We start from the raw sequence: 18,258 nt of genomic DNA, 5'->3' as shown, positions 1-18,258 counted from the left end.
CAGCACACTCGCTGAGCTGACCGGCAATGCGGTACGCCGTTTCTCGTACTGCATGACCGGACAACGCGTATTTTATAACTCGTCCTATTTCTACACGCCTTCGTCGCGGCGACCATCGAACCTTCGTCAATCGAAGGAGCGGCAAAAGATGGCTCATGTGTATGAAAAGGCGGCTGAACTCGTCGGGCCAAAGCTGGCAGGCGATGGTGAGGGCGTCGCGCTGGTCACGATCTATACTTCCGTCGGCCCTACCGCCATCTGGCGACCGAAAAAAAGCAGGCGGCGACCGGAGTATCCGCGTCGGAACCGTCATTGCAACTTTCGAGAACGACCGCTACCCGAGCCGATCACGCCGTCGTGCAAAGCTGGCAATGTACGCCGCAGAAGTAATTCGCGTTCAGGCCGGTGCGCAGCCGTGAATCAGCCGCGCTGCCATCGGCCCGCGCAACGCATTGCAGATCATCAGCTCGTCGGCGTTCAGCACATCGTCGAGCGTCAGCACACGCTCTTTGGCGCCTACTGCCGGATCGTCGAGTAGCACACCGCGCATCACGCCCGGCAGCACGCCGCACGACAACGGTGGCGTCACCCACACACCATTTAGTTTCACGAACACGTTCGAGCGCCCGCCTTCCGTCACCTCGCCACGCTCGTTGACGAACAGCATGTCGAACCCGCCGAGCGCCTCCGCCGCCTGCCACGCGCGGTCGTATTCGGCGCGGCGCGTGGTCTTGTGCAGCAGCAGCGCGTCGTCGGTGCGCGTCGGCGCGAAGCCATGCTCGGCTGCCAGCAGCACGCCGACCGGCCCCGCCGGCAGCGGCTTGAGCGGCGCCGCGATGATCTCGATCGTGCCGTCCTTCGCCAGCGCGAGCTTCATCCGGTACGCGCCGTCGCCGTCGAGCGCCGCGCAGCGTGCGTCGATCTCCCGGCGTAGCGCGTCAGCGTCGAAACGGAAGCCGAATGCGTCCGTGCTGCGTTGCAGCCGCGCGAGATGGCGATCGAGATGGCGGATGCCGTCCGTTCGCGTGGCAGCCGTCGTTTCGAACAACTGGAAGCCGGGGTCGGCGTCCGTCAGGAATCGTGCTTTCAATTGGCACTCCGCATATTCGTCGGCCGCGACGCTGTCGAGCACGATGCCCGCGCCGACGCCCATCGTGCCGCGTCGCCGGCCGGCTGCCGCGGTGGTGGTACCCGTGCCGTCCGTGTCATTGCTAGCGCCGTCCGCATCCAGCGTCAGCGTCCGAATCGCGACCGACAGGCAGAAATCGCCGCAACCGGCCGCGCCGTCGGGCGTTGCATCGCCCGCGTCTTCCTTCGGCGCATCGAGCCAGCCGATCGCGCCGGTATAGAGCCCGCGCGGCGTCGACTCGATCGCGTCGATCAACTGCATCGTCTTGTACTTCGGCGCGCCCGTGATCGATCCACAAGGGAACAGCGCGCGCAGCATCTGCGCGAACGTCGTGCCGTCGCGCCAGCCGGCCTCGACCGTCGACGTCATCTGCCACACCGACGCATACGGCTCGACCGAGAACAGCGCCGGCACCTTGACGCTGCCCGTGCGCGCGATCCGCGACACGTCGTTGCGCAGCAGGTCGACGATCATCACGTTTTCCGCGCGGTTCTTCGGATCGTTCGCGAGGAACGCGGCGGCGGCCGCATCTTCGCGCGGATCGGCCGAACGCGGTGCGGTGCCCTTCATCGGCCGCGCACGCAGTACATCGCCGTGCTTCTCGACGAACAGCTCCGGCGAGCACGATACGACCCATGCGCCGTCGGGCAGCGCGATCAGCGCGCCGTACCGCACCGGCTGGCGCGCGCGCAGCCGCCGGTACAGCGCGAGCGGCGTGCCGAACACATCGAAATTCAGCCGGTACGTGTAATTGACCTGATACGAATCGCCCGCACGCAGCGCGTCGTGCACCGCGGCGATCGCCGCGTCGAACGCATCGCGCGACACGCTCTTCGCGACATGCGCGACGCCCGCGATCGACGGCGTACCGCCGCCGTCCTGCTGCACGAGCCACGCGTCGACTTCGTCGCGCGACAGGCGCTCGCAGCGCGCATACAGCAAAAAGCGCAGCGGGGCATCGCCCGGCTGCGCTCGTTGCAGGTTGCGTCCGAATTCGTAATCGCCGACGACGACCGCATGCAGCCCGTCGCGCAGATCCTGCGCCACCGCCGCATCGATCGCGTCGAGCTGCGCCGGGTCCGTGCACACGCGTTCGTGCACGAAGCCCGAATACAAACGACTCGACCGCGCGGACGCGGTCGAGTCGCAATCGTCCAAGAGCGCGAACGACGCGCTCTCGTTGCCTTCAGTCATGCCATTACTCGAAGAAGCTCTTCACACGGTCGAACCAGCTCTTGCTCTGCGGGCTGTGACGCGCGCCGCCCTCGGCCAGCGACTTCTCGAACTGCTTGAGCAGGTCGCGCTGGGTGTCGGTCAGCTTCACGGGCGTCTCGACCTGCACGTGCACGTACAGATCGCCCGCGATGCTCGAGCGCAGCCCCTTGATGCCCTTGCCGCGCAGGCGGAACGTCTTGCCCGACTGCGTGCCTTCCGGCACCGGGAACGACGCACGGCCGGCCAGCGTCGGCACCTCGATCTCGCCGCCGAGTGCGGCGGTCGTGAACGGGATCGGCATCTGGCAGTGGAGATCGTCGCCGTCGCGCTCGAACACCGAGTGCGGCTTGATGTGGATCTCGACGTACAGGTCGCCCGGCGGCCCGCCGTTGATGCCCGGCTCGCCGTTGCCGGCCGAGCGGATCCGCATCCCGTCGTCGATCCCGGCCGGGATCTTCACTTCGAGCGTCTTGGTTTCCTTCACCTTGCCCGACCCGTGGCAATGCGCGCACGGCTCGGGGATGTAGGTACCCGTGCCATGGCACTTCGGGCAGGTCTGCTGGATGCTGAAAAAACCCTGCGACATGCGCACCGTGCCTTGGCCGTGACAGGTCGGGCAGGTTTCCGGCTTCGTGCCGGGCTTCGCGCCCGACCCGTGGCAGACTTCGCACGACACCCAGCTCGGCACGCGAATCTGCGTGTCGTAGCCGTGCGCGGCCTGCTCGAGCGTGATTTCCATGCTGTAGCGCAGGTCGGCGCCGCGATACACCTGCGGGCCGCCGCGGCCGCCCCGGGCGGCGCCGCCCGCGGCCTGGCCGAAGATGTCGCCGAAGATGTCGCCGAATGCATCCGCGAAGCCGCCGAAGCCTTGTGCACCCGCACCGCCCATGTTCGGATCGACGCCCGCGTGGCCGTACTGGTCGTACGCGGCCCGCTTCTGACCATCCGACAGCATTTCATAGGCTTCCTTCGCCTCCTTGAAATGCTCTTCCGCATCCTTGCTGTCCGGATTGCGGTCAGGGTGGTACTTCATCGCAAGCTTGCGATATGCCTTCTTGATTTCGTCGTCGCTCGCATTCTTCGCGACGCCCAGAACCTCGTAGTAATCCCGTTTCGCCATATCGATTCACTGTGCCGCCACGCATCGCGCACGCGGCGGCTCCTTTCGCCCGCAGTAAAGTCTCTCGACTCGTCTGGCGCTGCACCGTCCGCGGACGGCTCGCGCAGCACCCGCCAAAAAACAAATGTGCCCGGAGGGCCGCGAAGCCCGCCAGGCGTGGAGTCGATCCGGCCATCCGGAAGGAAAGACAGACCGCTGTTCAGCCGCGCCGCGCGCGTGTCGCGCGCGGCGTGCGGTGCCATGGCAACCCGGCTTAGTCTTTCTTCACTTCCTTGAACTCGGCGTCGACGACGTCGTCGGCAGCCTGTTGCGCACCACCCGCATGAGCCGCGCCTTCCGTCGCACCGGCCGCGCCGGCCGCACCCGCCTGCTGGGCCTGCATGTCGGCGTACATCTTCTCGCCGAGCTTCTGCGAGACCTTGCCGAGCTCCTCGACCTTCGCGTCGAGCGCCGCCTTGTCGGCCGACGTGTCCTTCAGCGCGTCCTCGAGCGACTTCAGCGCCGCTTCGATCGCTTCCTTCTCGGCCGCGTCCAGCTTGTCGCCGTACTCGGTCAGCGCCTTCTTCGTGCTGTGGACGAGCGCGTCGCCCTGGTTGCGCGAATCGGCCAGCTCGCGCAGCTTGTGGTCTTCCGCTGCGTTCGCTTCCGCGTCCTTGATCATCTGGTCGATTTCAGCCTCGGACAGGCCCGAGTTCGCCTTGATCGTGATCTTGTTTTCCTTGCCGGTCGCCTTGTCCTTCGCGCCGACGTGCAGGATGCCGTTCGCGTCGATGTCGAAGGTCACTTCGATCTGCGGCACGCCGCGCGGTGCCGGCGGGATGCCTTCGAGGTTGAACTCGCCGAGCAGCTTGTTGCCCGCCGCCATTTCGCGTTCGCCCTGGAACACCTTGATCGTCACGGCGCCCTGGTTGTCGTCCGCCGTCGAATACACTTGCGCGTGCTTCGTCGGGATCGTGGTGTTCTTGTTGATCATCTTCGTCATCACGCCGCCGAGCGTCTCGATACCGAGCGACAGCGGGGTCACGTCGAGCAGCAGCACGTCCTTGCGGTCGCCCGACAGCACCTGGCCCTGGATCGCCGCGCCGACCGCGACGGCTTCGTCCGGGTTCACGTCACGGCGCGGATCCTTGCCGAAGAACTCCTTCACCTTCTCCATGACCTTCGGCATGCGCGTCTGGCCGCCGACCAGGATCACGTCGTCGATGTCCGACACCTTGACGCCTGCGTCCTTGATCGCGATGCGGCACGGTTCGATCGTGCGCTCGACGAGGTCTTCCACCAGCGCTTCCAGCTTCGCGCGGGTGATCTTCAGGTTCAAGTGCTTCGGACCCGACGCGTCCGCCGTGATGTACGGCAGGTTGATTTCGGTCTGCTGTCCCGACGACAGCTCGATCTTCGCCTTTTCGGCGGCTTCCTTCAGGCGCTGCAGCGCGAGCACGTCCTTCGACAGGTCGACGCCCTGCTCCTTCTTGAACTCGCCGATGATGTAATCGATGATGCGCTGGTCGAAGTCTTCGCCGCCGAGGAACGTGTCGCCGTTGGTCGACAGCACTTCGAACTGCATTTCGCCGTCGACGTCCGCGATCTCGATGATCGACACGTCGAACGTGCCGCCGCCGAGGTCATACACGGCGATCTTGCGGTCGCCCTTCTCGACCTTGTCGAGACCGAACGCGAGTGCGGCCGCCGTCGGCTCGTTGATGATCCGCTTGACTTCGAGGCCCGCGATGCGGCCGGCGTCCTTGGTCGCCTGGCGCTGGCTGTCGTTGAAGTACGCCGGCACCGTGATCACGGCTTCCGTGACCGGCTCGCCGAGGTAGTCTTCGGCCGTCTTCTTCATCTTGCGCAGCACTTCGGCCGACACCTGCGGCGGCGCGAGCTTTTCGCCGTGCGCTTCGACCCATGCATCGCCGTTGTCGGCCTTGATGATCGAGTACGGCATCAGGCCGATGTCCTTCTGGACTTCCTTCTCTTCGAAGCGGCGGCCGATCAGGCGCTTCACCGCGAACAGCGTGTTCTTCGGGTTGGTCACCGACTGACGCTTGGCCGGCGCGCCGACCAGCACTTCGTTGTCGTCCATGTACGCGATGATCGACGGCGTGGTGCGCGTGCCTTCCGAGTTCTCGATGACCTTGACCTGGTTGCCTTCCATGATCGCGACGCACGAGTTCGTGGTGCCGAGGTCAATACCGATGATCTTTCCCATTTTTTCCTAATCTCCAGAAATGCTTGTTTGCTGCACGAAACCCCGCGTTTTGGGCGGTTTCGCACGCCAGAATTCAACTCTGTTCCCGAAATGCGTCCGTCCGATCCGTTTTCAAGACCCGACGAGCGATGCGGATATTAAATTTTTTCAATCGCCGCCGGCTAGCGGATCGCACCCGACGAATCGCCGCCCGACGGATCGCCGCCCGACACGATCTTCGCGCGTGCCGCCGCGACGGCCGCCTGGAACTGGGCGAGGCCATGCCAGCCCGTCGCGCGGCCCAGCCGCTTGCCGCGATGGAAGAAGAACCACGTCGGCACGCCGTGCAATCCGAAGCGGCGCCCCAGCTGATGATGTTCGTACACGTTGCAATGGAACCACTTCAGGTCCAGCGCGCGGATCGCGTCGGGCTGCGCGAGCATCGCCTTCTTCGCGATCTCGCAGTTGAAGCAGTCGACGCCCCAGAAGAACACCACGGCCAGCGCATCGCCCGCGCCGTCGATGGCCGCGTCGAACGTGCCGGCGTCGAGCGCCTGCATGTCGAACGCGTCGAACGCGGCCGGATCGACGCCGGCGGGCACCATCTCCGCTGCCTTACTTCGGCTGCGCGACGGTGACGAGCGCCGGGCGCAGCACGCGGTCGGCGATCATGTAGCCCTTTTGCAGCACCGTGACGACGGTGTTCGGCTCCTGCTCGGCCGGCACCATCGAAATGGCCTGGTGCTGATGCGGATCGAACTTCTCGCCGACCGGGTTGATCGCGACGACGCGGCCCTTCTCGAGCGCGCTCGTCAGCTGGCGCAGCGTCAGCTCGACGCCTTCGCGCACCTTCGCGATGTCGCCGGAGGTGTCGCCGACGGCCGCTTCCAGGCTGTCCAGCACGGGCAGCAGGTGTTCCGCGAAGCTTTCGATCGCGAACTTGTGCGCCTTCGACACGTCGTCCTGCGCGCGGCGGCGCACGTTCTCGGTCTCGGCCTTCGCCCGCAGGAAGCTTTCCTGAAGCTCGGCGACCTTGGCTTGAGCCTCCGCGAGCGCCGCGTCGGCAGCTTCGGCGGCGGGTGCGGCGCCTTGCGCCGCCTGCTTCTCGCTGCCGATGTCTTCGGCCGATTGGGTAGCCGGATTCTCTTGCGTGTTTTCCATGTCGCTGAAAGTCGATTAGAGGTTGAAGCCAAATCGGCGACCGCCGGACGTATACCCGGCGGCACCGCACATTACTGGTGCAAATAAGGGCGAAAACTACGGTTTCAAGAGGGTCATTCGCCAGCATTCGCCAATGCCGCGAAACAACCGGGCGTTTTCCGGGGGCAGGCGTCGCATAGTCCGCCGGATCGGGCGAAACGGCCTGTAACAACGCTTACCCGGCAAGTACTAGCTCCGCACAGGCCGGCTGCACTACACTCCATTCAAGCGTCGGAAAGCGTGTTTACCCCTAGCTGACCGTCGCGTGACATCCACCTGGCGCCGTTTTCACCCTTGTTCTCGAGGGGAGTACCGTGAAACTGACCTTTGCGATATCGGTGGTCGCGCTGGTACTCATCGCCGGCACCACCACCATCTGCCTGTCGGGAGCCGTCACCGATCGCACGACCGAATACGGAAGCGCGCGGGCGACGTTCGACCAGATGTTCAGCTCCCACCAGAGAATCTGTCGATGATGCGCCGGTCGCGTTTCGTCGGCCGGCCGTGCAGTTCGGCCGCCGGCTCGCGATACGTGCGGCGCCGCTCCAGTTCGGCGAGCCGCGCGGCCCGTCCCGCTTCCGTCTCCGCGTAGAGCGTCTGCGCGACGCTCGCGGGCCCGCGCACGTCGCACACGCCCAGCACGGCAATGTGCCAGACGATGCCGTCGATCGCAATCTCGACCTCGTCGCCCACCCGCACGTCCTTCGCCGGCTTCACCGCCGCGCCGCCGATCTTCACGTGTCCCTTGTCGACCGCATCGGTCGCGAGCGAGCGCGTCTTGAAGAACCGGGCCGCCCACAGCCATTTGTCGATGCGCAGCTTCGCGCCCGGCTCCGTGGAAATCTTGTAGTTCATGTCGGCCTCCGCCGGGTCGCCCCAAGGAGGGCGTAGCAGGGAATTCGCCGGGCATCGGCCTGCGCCTGCGTAGCCGGCCGGCTTATCGCCCCGTCGGAAAGCAGCGAACGTAGCGAGCGTGGGGATCGTTCCATCTCAGCCTACCGTTTCGGGCTGCGCGGCCTTGACCGGCCAGCCCTGCAGATTCTCCGCGACGATTTCGCCGAGCGCGCCGATCCACGCCGACGCGCCGTTCAGGCACGGAATCCGGTGGAAGGTCTTGCCGCCGCCGGCGAGGAATTCGTCGCGCACTTCCATGCCGATTTCCTCGATCGTCTCCAGGCAATCGGCCGTGAAGCCGGGACAGAACACGTCGGCCCGCCGCACGCCGGCCTCGCCGAACTCGCGCAGCGTCGGCGCGGTGTACGGCTGCAGCCATTCGGCCTTGCCGAAGCGCGACTGGAACGTGATGCGGCATTCGGTGCCCGACAGCCCGAGCGCGGCCATCAGCAACGCGCCCGTCTGCTGGCACTGCTCGTGATACGGGTCGCCGAGATCGAGCGTGCGCTTCGGCACGCCGTGGAAACTCAGCACGAGTTTGTCGCCGGCCGCGAAATCGGGCCGGCCGTGTTGCGTCCAGTACTGCCGAACCTGCTCGGCCAGCGCATGGATATAGGCCGGATGGTCGGCGTAGTGCCGCACCGTGCGCACTTCCGGCTGATTGCGCATGCGCGCGAGCGCGGCGAACGCGGCATCGAACGCGGTGGCCGTGGTCGACGCCGAGTATTGCGGATACATCGGCATCAGCAGCACGCGCTCGACGCCCGCGCGCTTGAACTGCGCGAGCGCGTGCGCAAGGTTCGGGCTGCCGTAGCGCATCGCGTAGTCGACCATCACGTGATAGCCGTTCGACACGAGCAGGTGCCGCACGCTGTCGGTCTGGCGCTCGGTGTACACGCGCAGCGGCGAACCCTCGGGCATCCAGACGGCCGCGTATTTCTTCGCGGACGCACGGCCGCGCAGCGGCAGGATCACCGTGCGCAGCAGCACCTGCCAGACGGCCTGCGGGATTTCGACGACCCGCGGATCCGACAGGAATTCGGCCAGGTAGCGCCGCACCGCGCGCGGCGTGGGCGCGTCGGGCGTGCCGAGATTGATCAGCAGCACACCGACGCGATGGGCGGCCGCGACGCTCGAAGGCGGCTCAAGATCGAAACGCATGGGCAAGAACGTGCTCGGGGCACGGGACCGGACGGCCCTCAATTATAGCGGGCCGTCCCGCTCGGGTCGGCTGGCCGTTCGGCCGACTGGCGGCGCGCACGGCGCCTCGGCACGATGGCGGGACGGCGTCGGCTGCCGCAGCTACTGCTGGCTCAGCGTGAGCGACAGCAGCCGCGCGGTGATGTCGACGATCGGAATCACGCGGTTGTACGCCATCCGGGTCGGGCCGATCACGCCGAGCGTGCCGACGATCTGCCCGTTCACCTCGTACGGCGCGGTGACGACGCTCATTTCCTCGATCGGCACGAGCGTCGATTCGCCGCCGATGAAGATCTGCACGCCCTGGGCGTGGCTCGACACGTCGAGCAACTGCAGGAGGCCCGTCTTTTGGTCGAATACGTCGAACAACTTGCGCAGCCGCGCCATGTCGGACGAAAGATCCGCCACTTCGAGCAGGTTGCGCTCGCCGGAAATCAGCACGGTGTCCTCGGTGTCGGGCACCTCGGTGCTGGCCGTCACGGCCGCGTGCATCAGCGTCGTCATGTCGCCGCGCAGCTGGTCGATCTCGTCGCGCAGGCGGCGGCGCACCTCGTCGAACGACAGGCCGGCGAAATGCGCGTTGATGTAGTTGGACGCCTCGGTCAGCTGCGACGGCGAATAGTCGCGCGGCGTCGCGAGCATGCGGTTCTGCACGTCGCCCTCGGGCGTGACGATGATCAGCAGGATGCGCTTGTCGGACAGGCGCATGAACTCGATCTGCTTGAACACGTGACTGCGGCGCGGCGTCAGCACGACGCCCGCGAACTGCGACAGGTTCGACAGCACGCTCGCGGCGGCGGCGACCACCCGCTGCTGCGGTTCGCCCGCCTGCAGCGTGTTCTGCACCTGGCGCGCGACGGCCTCGGCGTCGATCGGCGCCTCGACCGTCAGCATCGTATCGACGAACAGCCGGTAGCCGCGCGGCGTCGGCACGCGGCCGGCCGACGTGTGCGGGCTCGACACGAGGCCGAGTTCCTCCAGGTCGGACATCACGTTGCGGATCGTCGCCGGGCTCAGCTCGAGCCCGGAGTAACGGGACAACGTGCGCGAGCCGACCGGCTGACCGTCGGCGATATACCGTTCGATCAGGGTTTTCAGGAGGGTTCGTGCGCGAGGATCTAGCATGGTGGAAAATTTTAGCGCAACCGCGCCACCGCGGCGAGTGGCGTCAACTACCGTTGCGCGGGCCGGCCCGATCCGGCCCCGTCGGCGTACAGCCGGTTCTTTTCGTCCACGAGCTATGGTGTAATGCCGGCATGAAAACCGGTAATCAGTTCAGTACTGTCGCGCTCGTCGGCCGGAGCAACACGCCCGGCATCGCCGAACCGCTCGCCACGCTGGCGGACAGCATCGCCAGGCTCGGCTTCGAGGTCGTCTTCGAAGGCGATACCGCGCGCGAAATCGGCATCGCCGGCTACCCGGCGCTCACCCCGGCCGAAATTGGGGCGCGAGCGGACGTGGCGATCGTGCTCGGCGGCGACGGCACGATGCTCGGCATCGGCCGCCAGCTCGCGCCATACCGGACCCCGCTGATCGGGATCAACCACGGCCGGCTCGGCTTCATCACCGACATCGCGGCATCCGACATGCACGCGCTCGTCCCCGTGCTGCTGGCCGGCAAGTTCGAGCGCGAGGAGCGCTCGCTGCTCGAGGCGCGGATCATGCGCGACGGCGAACCGATCTACCACGCGCTCGCGTTCAACGACGTCGTCGTGAACCGCAGCGGCTTCTCCGGGATGGTCGAGCTGCGCGCGTCGGTCGATGGCCGCTACATGTACAACCAGCGTTCGGACGGCCTGATCGTCGCGACGCCCACCGGCTCGACCGCGTATGCGCTGTCGTCGGCCGGCCCGATCCTCCATCCGCAGCTGGCGGGCATCGTGCTCGTGCCGATCGCGCCGCACGCGCTGTCGAACCGGCCGATCGTGCTGCCCGACGATTCGAAGATCGCGATCCAGATCGTCGGCGGCCGCGACGTCAACGTGAACTTCGACATGCAGTCGTTCACGTCGCTCGAACTGAACGACACGATCGAGGTGCGCCGCTCGAAGCACACGGTGCCGTTCCTGCACCCGATCGGCTATAGCTACTTCACGACGCTGCGCAAGAAGCTGCACTGGAACGAACACGCATCGAACGAAGACGACAAGGCGTCCTGACGCCGCTGCCCCCGACACCATGCTCCGCCACCTCTCGATCCGCGACTTCGTCATCGTCGCCGCGCTCGATCTCGAATTCGACAGCGGCTTTTCCGTCTTTTCCGGCGAAACCGGCGCCGGCAAATCGATCCTGATCGACGCGCTGGCCCTCGCGCTCGGCGAACGCGCCGACGCGAGCGTCGTGCGCACCGGGTGCGGCCGCGCCGACATCACCGCCGAATTCACGCCGCACGACCGCGTCGCGCGCTGGCTGGACGAACACGCGTTCGACGCCGAGGACACCGTGATGCTGCGCCGCGTGATCGACGCGAACGGCCGTTCGCGTGCCTTCATCAACGGCACCAGCGCGACGCTCGCGCAACTGCGCGAACTCGGCGAGATGCTCGTCGACATCCACGGCCAGCACGCGCACCAGCTGCTGATGCGGCCCGACGCGCAGCGCGAGCTGTTCGACACGCACGCGGGGCTCGTCGCCGATGCCGCGAACGTCGCGCGCGCGTGGCGCGTGTGGCGCGACGCGACGCAGGCGATCGACGCCGCGAAGGCGCACGAGCGCGAACTGCAGCTCGAACGCGAAAAGCTCGCGTGGCAGCTCGCCGAACTCGACAAGCTCGCGCCGCAAGCCGGCGAATGGGACGAAGTCAGCAACGAACACAAGCGCCTGTCGCATTCGGCGAACCTGATCGAAGGCGTGCGCGGCGCGCTCAACGCGCTGTCCGAATCCGACGACGCGATGCTCGCGCAGCTCGGCGCGATCGTGTCGAAACTGCGCAGCCTGGCCGACTACGACACCGCGCTCGGCGACGCGCTCGCGTCGCTGGAGCCGGCCGAGATCCAGTTGCAGGAAGCCGTCTATTCGCTGTCGCACTATGCGCAGCGCGTCGATCTCGACCCGGAGCGGCTCGCACAGGTCGAAACCCGGCTCGACGCGCTGCACTCGACCGCCCGCAAGTTCCGGCTGCCGCCCGACACGCTGCACGAAGAGCATGCGGCGCGTCGAGCGCAGCTCGCCGCGCTCGACGCGGCCGCCGATCTCGGTGCGCTCGAAGCCGCGCAGGCGAAGGCGCGGGAAGCCTATCTCGCCGACGCCAAACGCCTGTCGAAGGCGCGCGTGCAGGCTGCCAAGGCGCTCGGCACGGCCGTCACGGCCGGCATGCAGGAACTGTCGATGGCGGGCGGCAGCTTCGAAGTCGCGCTCGTACCGCTCGCCGACGGCGGCCCGCACGGGCTCGAGCAGGTCGAATTCCGCGTGGCCGGGCACCCGGGCGTGCCGCTGCGGCCGCTCGCGAAAGTCGCGTCGGGCGGCGAACTCGCACGGATCAGCCTCGCGCTCGCGGTGATCGCCAGCGCGGCGAGCCCGACGCCGACGCTGATCTTCGACGAAGTCGATACGGGGATCGGCGGCGGCGTCGCCGAAGTGGTCGGGCGCCTGCTGCACCAGCTCGGGCGCGAGCGGCAGGTGCTGTGCGTAACGCACCTGCCGCAGGTCGCCGCGCGCGGCGACCATCATTTCCAGGTGGCGAAAGGCGCCGACGAGCGCGGCGGCACGGTGTCGTCGGTCGTCGCGCTCGACAAGGCGAGCCGCGTCGAGGAAGTCGCGCGGATGCTCGGCGGGCTCGAAATCACGGCCACCACGCGCAAGCACGCGAAGGAAATGCTGGCGGCCTGACCGGCTCGCAAGCGTGCGGCCCGCCGAAGCGTCGCGCGGCGTCCGCGCGACGCCGCGCTGCTGCCCGTTGCCGCGGGAGGCAGCGTATGACAGCAAACCCCGCGGCGTCCACCGTCACGGCTGCCCGCACCGCGGCCGCGGCCGCGGCCGCGCTTACGTGCTCTTGCACATCGCGTGCATGTTCGCGACACCCTTCTCGCGCCATGCCGCCCACTCGCCGCCCGTCCCCGGCACGTCGCCGAGCACCCACCAGCCGTTGAGCCAGGTCTTGCCCGCATGGCTGACCTCGTGGCACGGCGTCGCGTAAGTCTTCTTCGGATCCCACGCGGCTGCGCCCTCGCCCGCCGACGCGCGCACGGTCACGTCGTGCGCCGCGTTCGCGTGGCGGCCCTGTACATCGGTCACCACCAGCCTGAACGCGTAGCGACGCTCGTCGGCCGCCTTCGGCGCGGTAAACGTCGCGCTCGCGCCGTTCTGGACGATCGACACCCCAGCCGGCCCCGTCCACGCATACGTCAGCCCCTTGCCCGTCGACGACGCGCCGGACAGCGTGACGGTCGCGCCGCCGTCGACCGACGCCGGCCCGCTGATCGCCGCGCGCGGCGGCGCGACGATCTCCTGCGCCTTCACCTTGACGACGTGGGTGGCCCGCGCCGTATAGCCGTCTTTATTGCTCACGGTCAGCTCGAACGCGAACTCGCGGTCCTGTTCGAGCGTCGGCGCGACGAAGCGCAGTTCCGCGCCGTCCGGCCGTGCGTCGATGCCGGCCGGCACCGTCCACGCATGGCGCAACGACTCGCCGACCGACGCGGCGCCCGACAGCACGACCGCCGCGCCCGCGGCCGCGTGCTGCGGGCCGGTCACCACGGCCCGCGGCAACAGCAGGCCGTCGTTCGTCACGTCGACCACGGCGCCGTCGGGCCCGACCGATTTGACGGTGATGATCTTGCCCGACAGCGTGTCGTGCAACGCGTGGCCCGGCATCAGCGGCGCGTCCTTCATCCCCGACGGGCTGCCGGGCATCGCATCGACCAGCGTGTTCGTCACGACGTTGCCGCCATGCGCGACGGTCCGCACGATCACGCCGTTGACGAACGGATCGTCCGACTTCCAGTCGTCGAAGCCGCGCTGCGGCTGACGAAACTCGAGCCACAGCGTCGAACCGTCGGCGCGCGCGATGCGGTACGCCTTCGCACCCGGCACATCGCCCCACAGCGGCGCGAGCCGGTAGGTGCCGTCCGCGTGGATCTCCGGCACGTCGGCCGCGCCGAGCCAGCCGGCGAACAGCTGATAGCTCGCCGGATACAGGCGCCGGCCGCCGCCGCCCATCGTGTCGGCCGGGTCGTCGATCTTGCCGGCGCGGCATGCGCCGCCGACCTCGACCGTGCCGCCCGGCGTCGGGCAATCGACGAGCGAGCCCGGATGCTTGGCGCCGAGGTTGTGCCCGAATTCGTGCGACCACATCCAGTAGCCGTGGCCGCTCGCGTTCGACAGGATCCAGTTGCCCGGCGTCGCGGCGAGGCCGCCCCAGTTGCAACTGCTCATTCTCGGCAGGTCGACGAACAGGTAGTTGAACTTGTCCGGATTCACGCCGCGCGCGAGCGCTGCATTGCGCGCGGCCGTGCGGATCGCGCCCGAATCGCAGATGGCGGGCCGCTCGCCGAGATTCACGCTGTCGAGCGTCTGCCCATGCAGCGTCAGCTTGCCGCGCGACGCAACCTCGAGATAGCGCCGCAGCGACGAATGATCGTCGCCGTCGCCGAACACCGCCTTGCGCACGACCTCGCTATCGGCCGGCTTCGAGTCGTTGAAGTGCGTCACCATCAGCAGCACGGACTTGTCGCCGAGCAGCGGGCGCTGCGACGGCGCGATCGACACGGCCGACTTCCAGATCGACGACGGCTGGCCGCGCAGGTTCTGCGTCGCGACGCCGGCGCCGCCGTCGCGCGGGGCCAGCACCTCGGCCGTCCGGCCGGTATTGACCCGGTACCGGTTGCCGAACACCACTTGCCCGTCCAGGCCGCGGTCCGGCCGCCAGTCGCGCATCGTCTGGTCGCCCTCGCTGCAGACGCCAACCGCCACGCGCCCCATGCCGGTATCGCCGGCGGTCGCGTGCAGGCACATCTTCGTGCCGCGCGCGGCGCTCGCGCCGGTGTTGACGATGCGCTGGAAACCGTCGCGCGGCTCGAAGGTCCAGTCCTGCGCGGCGCCGCCGTCGCACGCGGCGAACACTGCCGCGTTGTCGGCCGGCCGCCATGCGAGGCACTGGCCGTCGCTGCGCGACAGGTTCGTGAGGGTCGTGGAAGCCGGCTCGGCGGCATGGGCGGAAGCGGAGAACAGTCCGGCGGCAGCCGCGGACAGCGCCGTCGTGGCGAAGGCAAGGCGAAACGGTTTCAAGATGGTACGGGCTCGTTGAGGGCGCGCGGCGCCGGTTGAACGGAAAGCCCGCATTCTTTCGATCCGGGCGCTGCCGCTCAAACAATCTCAAACGATTCTCAACACGGCCGGACCGGCCGCCCCGCACGGCAGCCGGCGCCGTGCCGGCCGCCCGTCTACACGACCGTCGCTACACAACCGTCAAGCGCCGCCGAACACGCGCGCCCACAGCGCCGTCACGGCCGCCCGCTCGTCCGCCACCACGGCCGGATCGACGCGCGCCTTCTCCATCCCGTCGAGCCGCAGCTTGTGCTGCAGCTTCCGGTACGTGCGGTACGCCGCGCCGACGCGCTCGGCCTCGTCCTCGCCCATCAGCCCGAAGCGCGCGACCTCGCGCAGCAGCGCGATGTTGCCGGTATTGCGGATCAGCTCGGCGTCGCTCGACGCATGCAGCAGCACCCAGTACTGGACGATGAACTCGATGTCGACCATCCCGCCGCGGTCGTGCTTCAGGTCGAACAGGTCGGTCTGGTTCGGATGGCCGGCGAACACCTTGCCGCGCATGTCGACGATCTCCTTCGCGAGTACGGCCCCGTCGCGCGGCGTCGTCAGCACCTGCTGGCGGATCGCCTCGAAATCCGCGCCGATCTGCGCGTCGCCCGCGCTGTAGCGGGCGCGCGTCAGCGCCTGGTGCTCCCACACCCACGCGGTGTTCGCCGCATCGCCCTCGCGCAGCTGATAGCGGCGGAACGCATCGAGATCGGTGACGAGCAGCCCGGCCTCGCCGTTCGGCCGCAGCCGCAGGTCGATGTCGAACAGCGCGCCCGCGCCGGTCGCGGTCGTGAGCCACGTGATCAGGCGCCGTGTAAACGTGGTGTAGACGTCCGCCGAACGCTCGTCCGGGTCGTCGTACAGGAAGATCAGGTCGAGATCCGACGCATAGCCGAGCTCCTTGCCGCCCAGCTTGCCGTATGCGATCACCGCGAACTTCGGCACGTCGCGATGGCGCTTCGCGAGTTGCGACCACACGACCTCGATCGTCACGTCGAGCACCGCGTCGGCCAGTTCGGACAACCGGTCGCTCACGTGCTCGACCGACAGTTGCCCGGCCAGGTCGATCAGCAGAATCCGGAACACCTCCGCGTGCTGCGCGTGGCGCAGCAGGTCCATCTGCTGCTCGGGGCCGTCGGCGGCCGCGAGCCGCGCGCGCAGCGCATCCTTGAACGCGGGCCAGTCGAACGGGCTCGCGATCGCCTCGTCGTCGAGCAGTTCGTCGAGCAGCTGCGGGTGGCGGATCAGGTAGCCGCCGCCCCAGCGCGTCGCGCCGAGCACCGACAGCACGCGGTCGAGCGCGGCCGGATATTCGGTCAGCAGCGCGAGATAGACGCCGCGCCGGCTGACCGTCTCGAGCAGGTCGAACAGGCGCACGATCGTGTCGTCGCGGCGCGCGGCGTCGATCTTCGGCGCGGCGTCGAGCGCGCGCTGCGCGACGCTGTCGAAGCGCTGCCGGCTCTTTTCCGGCAACCCGGTGTAGCGCGACGATTGCCAGATCGCGCGCAGCCGCGCGAGCACCGCGGCCGGATCGGCGAAGCCCAGGCCGTCGAGGCGCGCGACCAGCGCGTCGTCCTCGCCGTCGTCGGCCAGCGCGCCGCTCCAGATCCACGCGGCCGCCGTGTCGTCGCCGGCCGCGCAGGGCCCGCCATTCGCCTTGTCGGCAAAAATCTGGTCGAACTGGGCTTCGACGAACGTGCGGTGGCCGTCCAGCACCGTCATCAGCGCCGCGTAGTCGGCGAAACCGAGCGACGCGGCCAGCGCCGCGCGCTCGTCGGGCTCGACCGGCATCGCGTGCGTCTGCGCGTCGTTGCGGTACTGCAGCCGATGTTCGAGCGTGCGCAGGAAGTTATAAGCATCGGCCAGGCGCGCGCGCACGTCGTCGCCGATCAGCCCGCGCGCCTGCGCATGCCGCAGCACCGCGAGCGTCGGCCGCACGCGGAAGCCCGCATCCTGGCCGCCGCGGATCAACTGGAACACCTGCGCGCTGAACTCGATCTCGCGGATCCCGCCGCGCCCGAGCTTGATGTCGTCGGCCTTGTCGGGCCGCATCGACGCGCGGCGCGCGGCTTCGTGCCGGATCTGCTGATGCAGCGAACGGATCGCGCCGATCACGCCGAAATCGAGATAGCGACGGTAGACGAACGGCTTGACGATCGATTCGAGCTGCGCCGCGAGCCGCTGCGCCGCGTCGCTGTCGCCTTCCGACACGAGCCGCCCCTTGATCCACGCATAGCGCTCCCACTCGCGCCCCTGCACGTAGAAATATTCCTCGAGCATGCCGACGCTGCAGACGAGCGGCCCCGAATCGCCGTTCGGACGCAGCCGCATGTCGACGCGAAACACGTAGCCGTCGGCCGTGACCTCGGACAGCACGCCGATCAGGCGCCGGCCGAGCCGCGTGAAGTACTCCTGGGTGGATAGCGGCGAGCGCGCGCCGCCGGTGGTCTCGCCGTCGTCCTCGTACACGAAGATCAGGTCGATGTCCGACGACACGTTCAGCTCGCGGCCGCCGAGCTTGCCCATCCCGACCACGCCGAGCACGACGCGCTGGCCGTCGGCGCCGCGCGGCTCGCCGTACTGCGCCTCGAGTTCGGCCGACAGCAGCGCGAGCGAGCGCTGCACGGCCACTTCGGCGAGATCGGTCATCGCGCCCGTGACCTCGGCGACGTCCGCCAGCCCGCGCAGGTCGCGCTCCGCGACCGCGCCGAACGCCTCGGCGCGCAACTGCCGCAGCGCGCGCTTCAGTTGCTCGTCGCCCGCCGCGGCGGTGCCGGCGGGCGTCGCGAGCAGCGCGGTGAGGCGCGCGTCGAGCTGCGCGCGGCCGAGCGGCGCGGCCGCCCACGCGGCGATCTGCTCGGCCAGCGCGGGCCGCGCGGCCGCGCGCGCGGGCAAGGTAGCGGGAATAGGACGTGCTGATCAGGGCGGAAGCGTCGGTCATCGAGAAGCGGGCCTGGCGAAAAGGCCGGCGGCAGCGGGCCGGCGCATGCGCGCCCCGCTGCCGCCGGCCCCATGGACTCGGCGCGGCGTCGCCGGACGCGCGGGCGCCCGGCGCGGCAC

The 18,258-nt window shown here is 68.4% G+C and carries 12 protein-coding genes and 1 pseudogene; 3 read left to right on the top strand and 10 right to left on the bottom strand.

Annotated features, from left to right (window positions below):
* Positions 1-397 precede the first annotated feature (397 nt).
* From JYG37_RS05685 to grpE, 5 genes are all read right to left on the bottom strand, one after another.
* Positions 398-2,323, bottom strand: a complete 1,926-nt coding sequence (locus JYG37_RS05685) for a chorismate-binding protein (RefSeq protein ID WP_176015559.1) — start codon at positions 2,321-2,323, stop codon at positions 398-400.
* 4 nt (positions 2,324-2,327) lie between these two features.
* Entirely contained in the window at positions 2,328-3,464 is a 1,137-nt protein-coding gene (gene dnaJ / locus JYG37_RS05680; RefSeq protein WP_050011765.1) for a molecular chaperone DnaJ, read from the bottom strand.
* A gap of 253 nt (positions 3,465-3,717) precedes the next feature.
* Positions 3,718-5,670, bottom strand: coding sequence for a molecular chaperone DnaK (gene dnaK, locus JYG37_RS05675; RefSeq protein WP_050011766.1), 1,953 nt, complete (start codon positions 5,668-5,670; stop codon positions 3,718-3,720).
* A 161-nt stretch (positions 5,671-5,831) separates the two neighbouring features.
* Positions 5,832-6,254 (bottom strand): thioredoxin family protein, encoded by a 423-nt coding sequence (locus JYG37_RS05670; RefSeq protein ID WP_124630602.1) that lies wholly within the window; start codon positions 6,252-6,254, stop codon positions 5,832-5,834.
* Positions 6,255-6,264: 10 nt separating this feature from the next.
* The gene (gene grpE / locus JYG37_RS05665; protein ID WP_050011768.1) at positions 6,265-6,810 is read right to left on the bottom strand and encodes a nucleotide exchange factor GrpE; all 546 of its coding nucleotides are present in this window, start codon (positions 6,808-6,810) and stop codon (positions 6,265-6,267) included.
* A gap of 353 nt (positions 6,811-7,163) precedes the next feature.
* Here grpE and JYG37_RS05660 point away from each other — a divergent pair, with 353 nt between their 5' ends.
* Positions 7,164-7,325, top strand: coding sequence for a hypothetical protein (locus JYG37_RS05660; protein WP_162838112.1), 162 nt, complete (start codon positions 7,164-7,166; stop codon positions 7,323-7,325).
* Here the strand turns inward: JYG37_RS05660 and JYG37_RS05655 are convergent.
* The 3 genes from JYG37_RS05655 to hrcA all read right to left on the bottom strand — a co-directional run bounded on the left by JYG37_RS05655 (position 7,297) and on the right by hrcA (position 10,068).
* Positions 7,297-7,704 carry an RNA-binding S4 domain-containing protein gene (locus JYG37_RS05655; protein ID WP_043189537.1) on the bottom strand — a complete coding sequence of 136 codons (408 nt, stop codon included), beginning with the start codon at positions 7,702-7,704 and terminating at the stop codon, positions 7,297-7,299. The genes JYG37_RS05660 and JYG37_RS05655 overlap by 29 nt on opposite strands.
* A gap of 135 nt (positions 7,705-7,839) precedes the next feature.
* Positions 7,840-8,904 carry a ferrochelatase gene (hemH, locus tag JYG37_RS05650; RefSeq protein WP_050011769.1) on the bottom strand — a complete coding sequence of 355 codons (1,065 nt, stop codon included), beginning with the start codon at positions 8,902-8,904 and terminating at the stop codon, positions 7,840-7,842.
* A gap of 141 nt (positions 8,905-9,045) precedes the next feature.
* Positions 9,046-10,068, bottom strand: coding sequence for a heat-inducible transcriptional repressor HrcA (hrcA, locus tag JYG37_RS05645; RefSeq protein WP_011544637.1), 1,023 nt, complete (start codon positions 10,066-10,068; stop codon positions 9,046-9,048).
* A 131-nt stretch (positions 10,069-10,199) separates the two neighbouring features.
* On the opposite strand from hrcA, the gene JYG37_RS05640 reads away from it, so the two are divergent.
* Both JYG37_RS05640 and recN read left to right on the top strand, forming a co-directional pair.
* On the top strand, positions 10,200-11,102 hold the full coding sequence (locus JYG37_RS05640; protein WP_050011770.1) for an NAD kinase: 903 nt from the start codon (positions 10,200-10,202) through the stop codon (positions 11,100-11,102).
* A gap of 19 nt (positions 11,103-11,121) precedes the next feature.
* Positions 11,122-12,771: a DNA repair protein RecN gene (gene recN, locus JYG37_RS05635; RefSeq protein ID WP_050011771.1), complete on the top strand. Its 1,650-nt coding sequence runs from the start codon at positions 11,122-11,124 to the stop codon at positions 12,769-12,771.
* Positions 12,772-12,924: 153 nt separating this feature from the next.
* On the opposite strand, the gene JYG37_RS05630 is transcribed toward recN, so the two are convergent.
* Together JYG37_RS05630 and glnE are read right to left on the bottom strand one after the other, a co-directional pair.
* On the bottom strand, positions 12,925-15,168 hold the full coding sequence (locus JYG37_RS05630; RefSeq protein WP_249746026.1) for a PKD domain-containing protein: 2,244 nt from the start codon (positions 15,166-15,168) through the stop codon (positions 12,925-12,927).
* A gap of 180 nt (positions 15,169-15,348) precedes the next feature.
* Positions 15,349-18,139, bottom strand: a pseudogene (gene glnE / locus JYG37_RS05625) (bifunctional [glutamate--ammonia ligase]-adenylyl-L-tyrosine phosphorylase/[glutamate--ammonia-ligase] adenylyltransferase).
* Between the last annotated feature and the right edge of the window lie 119 nt (positions 18,140-18,258).

The organism is Burkholderia sp. LAS2, from assembly GCF_018417615.1.
GTDB classification, from domain to species: Bacteria; Pseudomonadota; Gammaproteobacteria; order Burkholderiales; family Burkholderiaceae; genus Burkholderia; species Burkholderia sola.
Note: the sequence above shows the minus strand (reverse complement) of the source record. Positions and strands in the feature narration are given on the sequence as shown.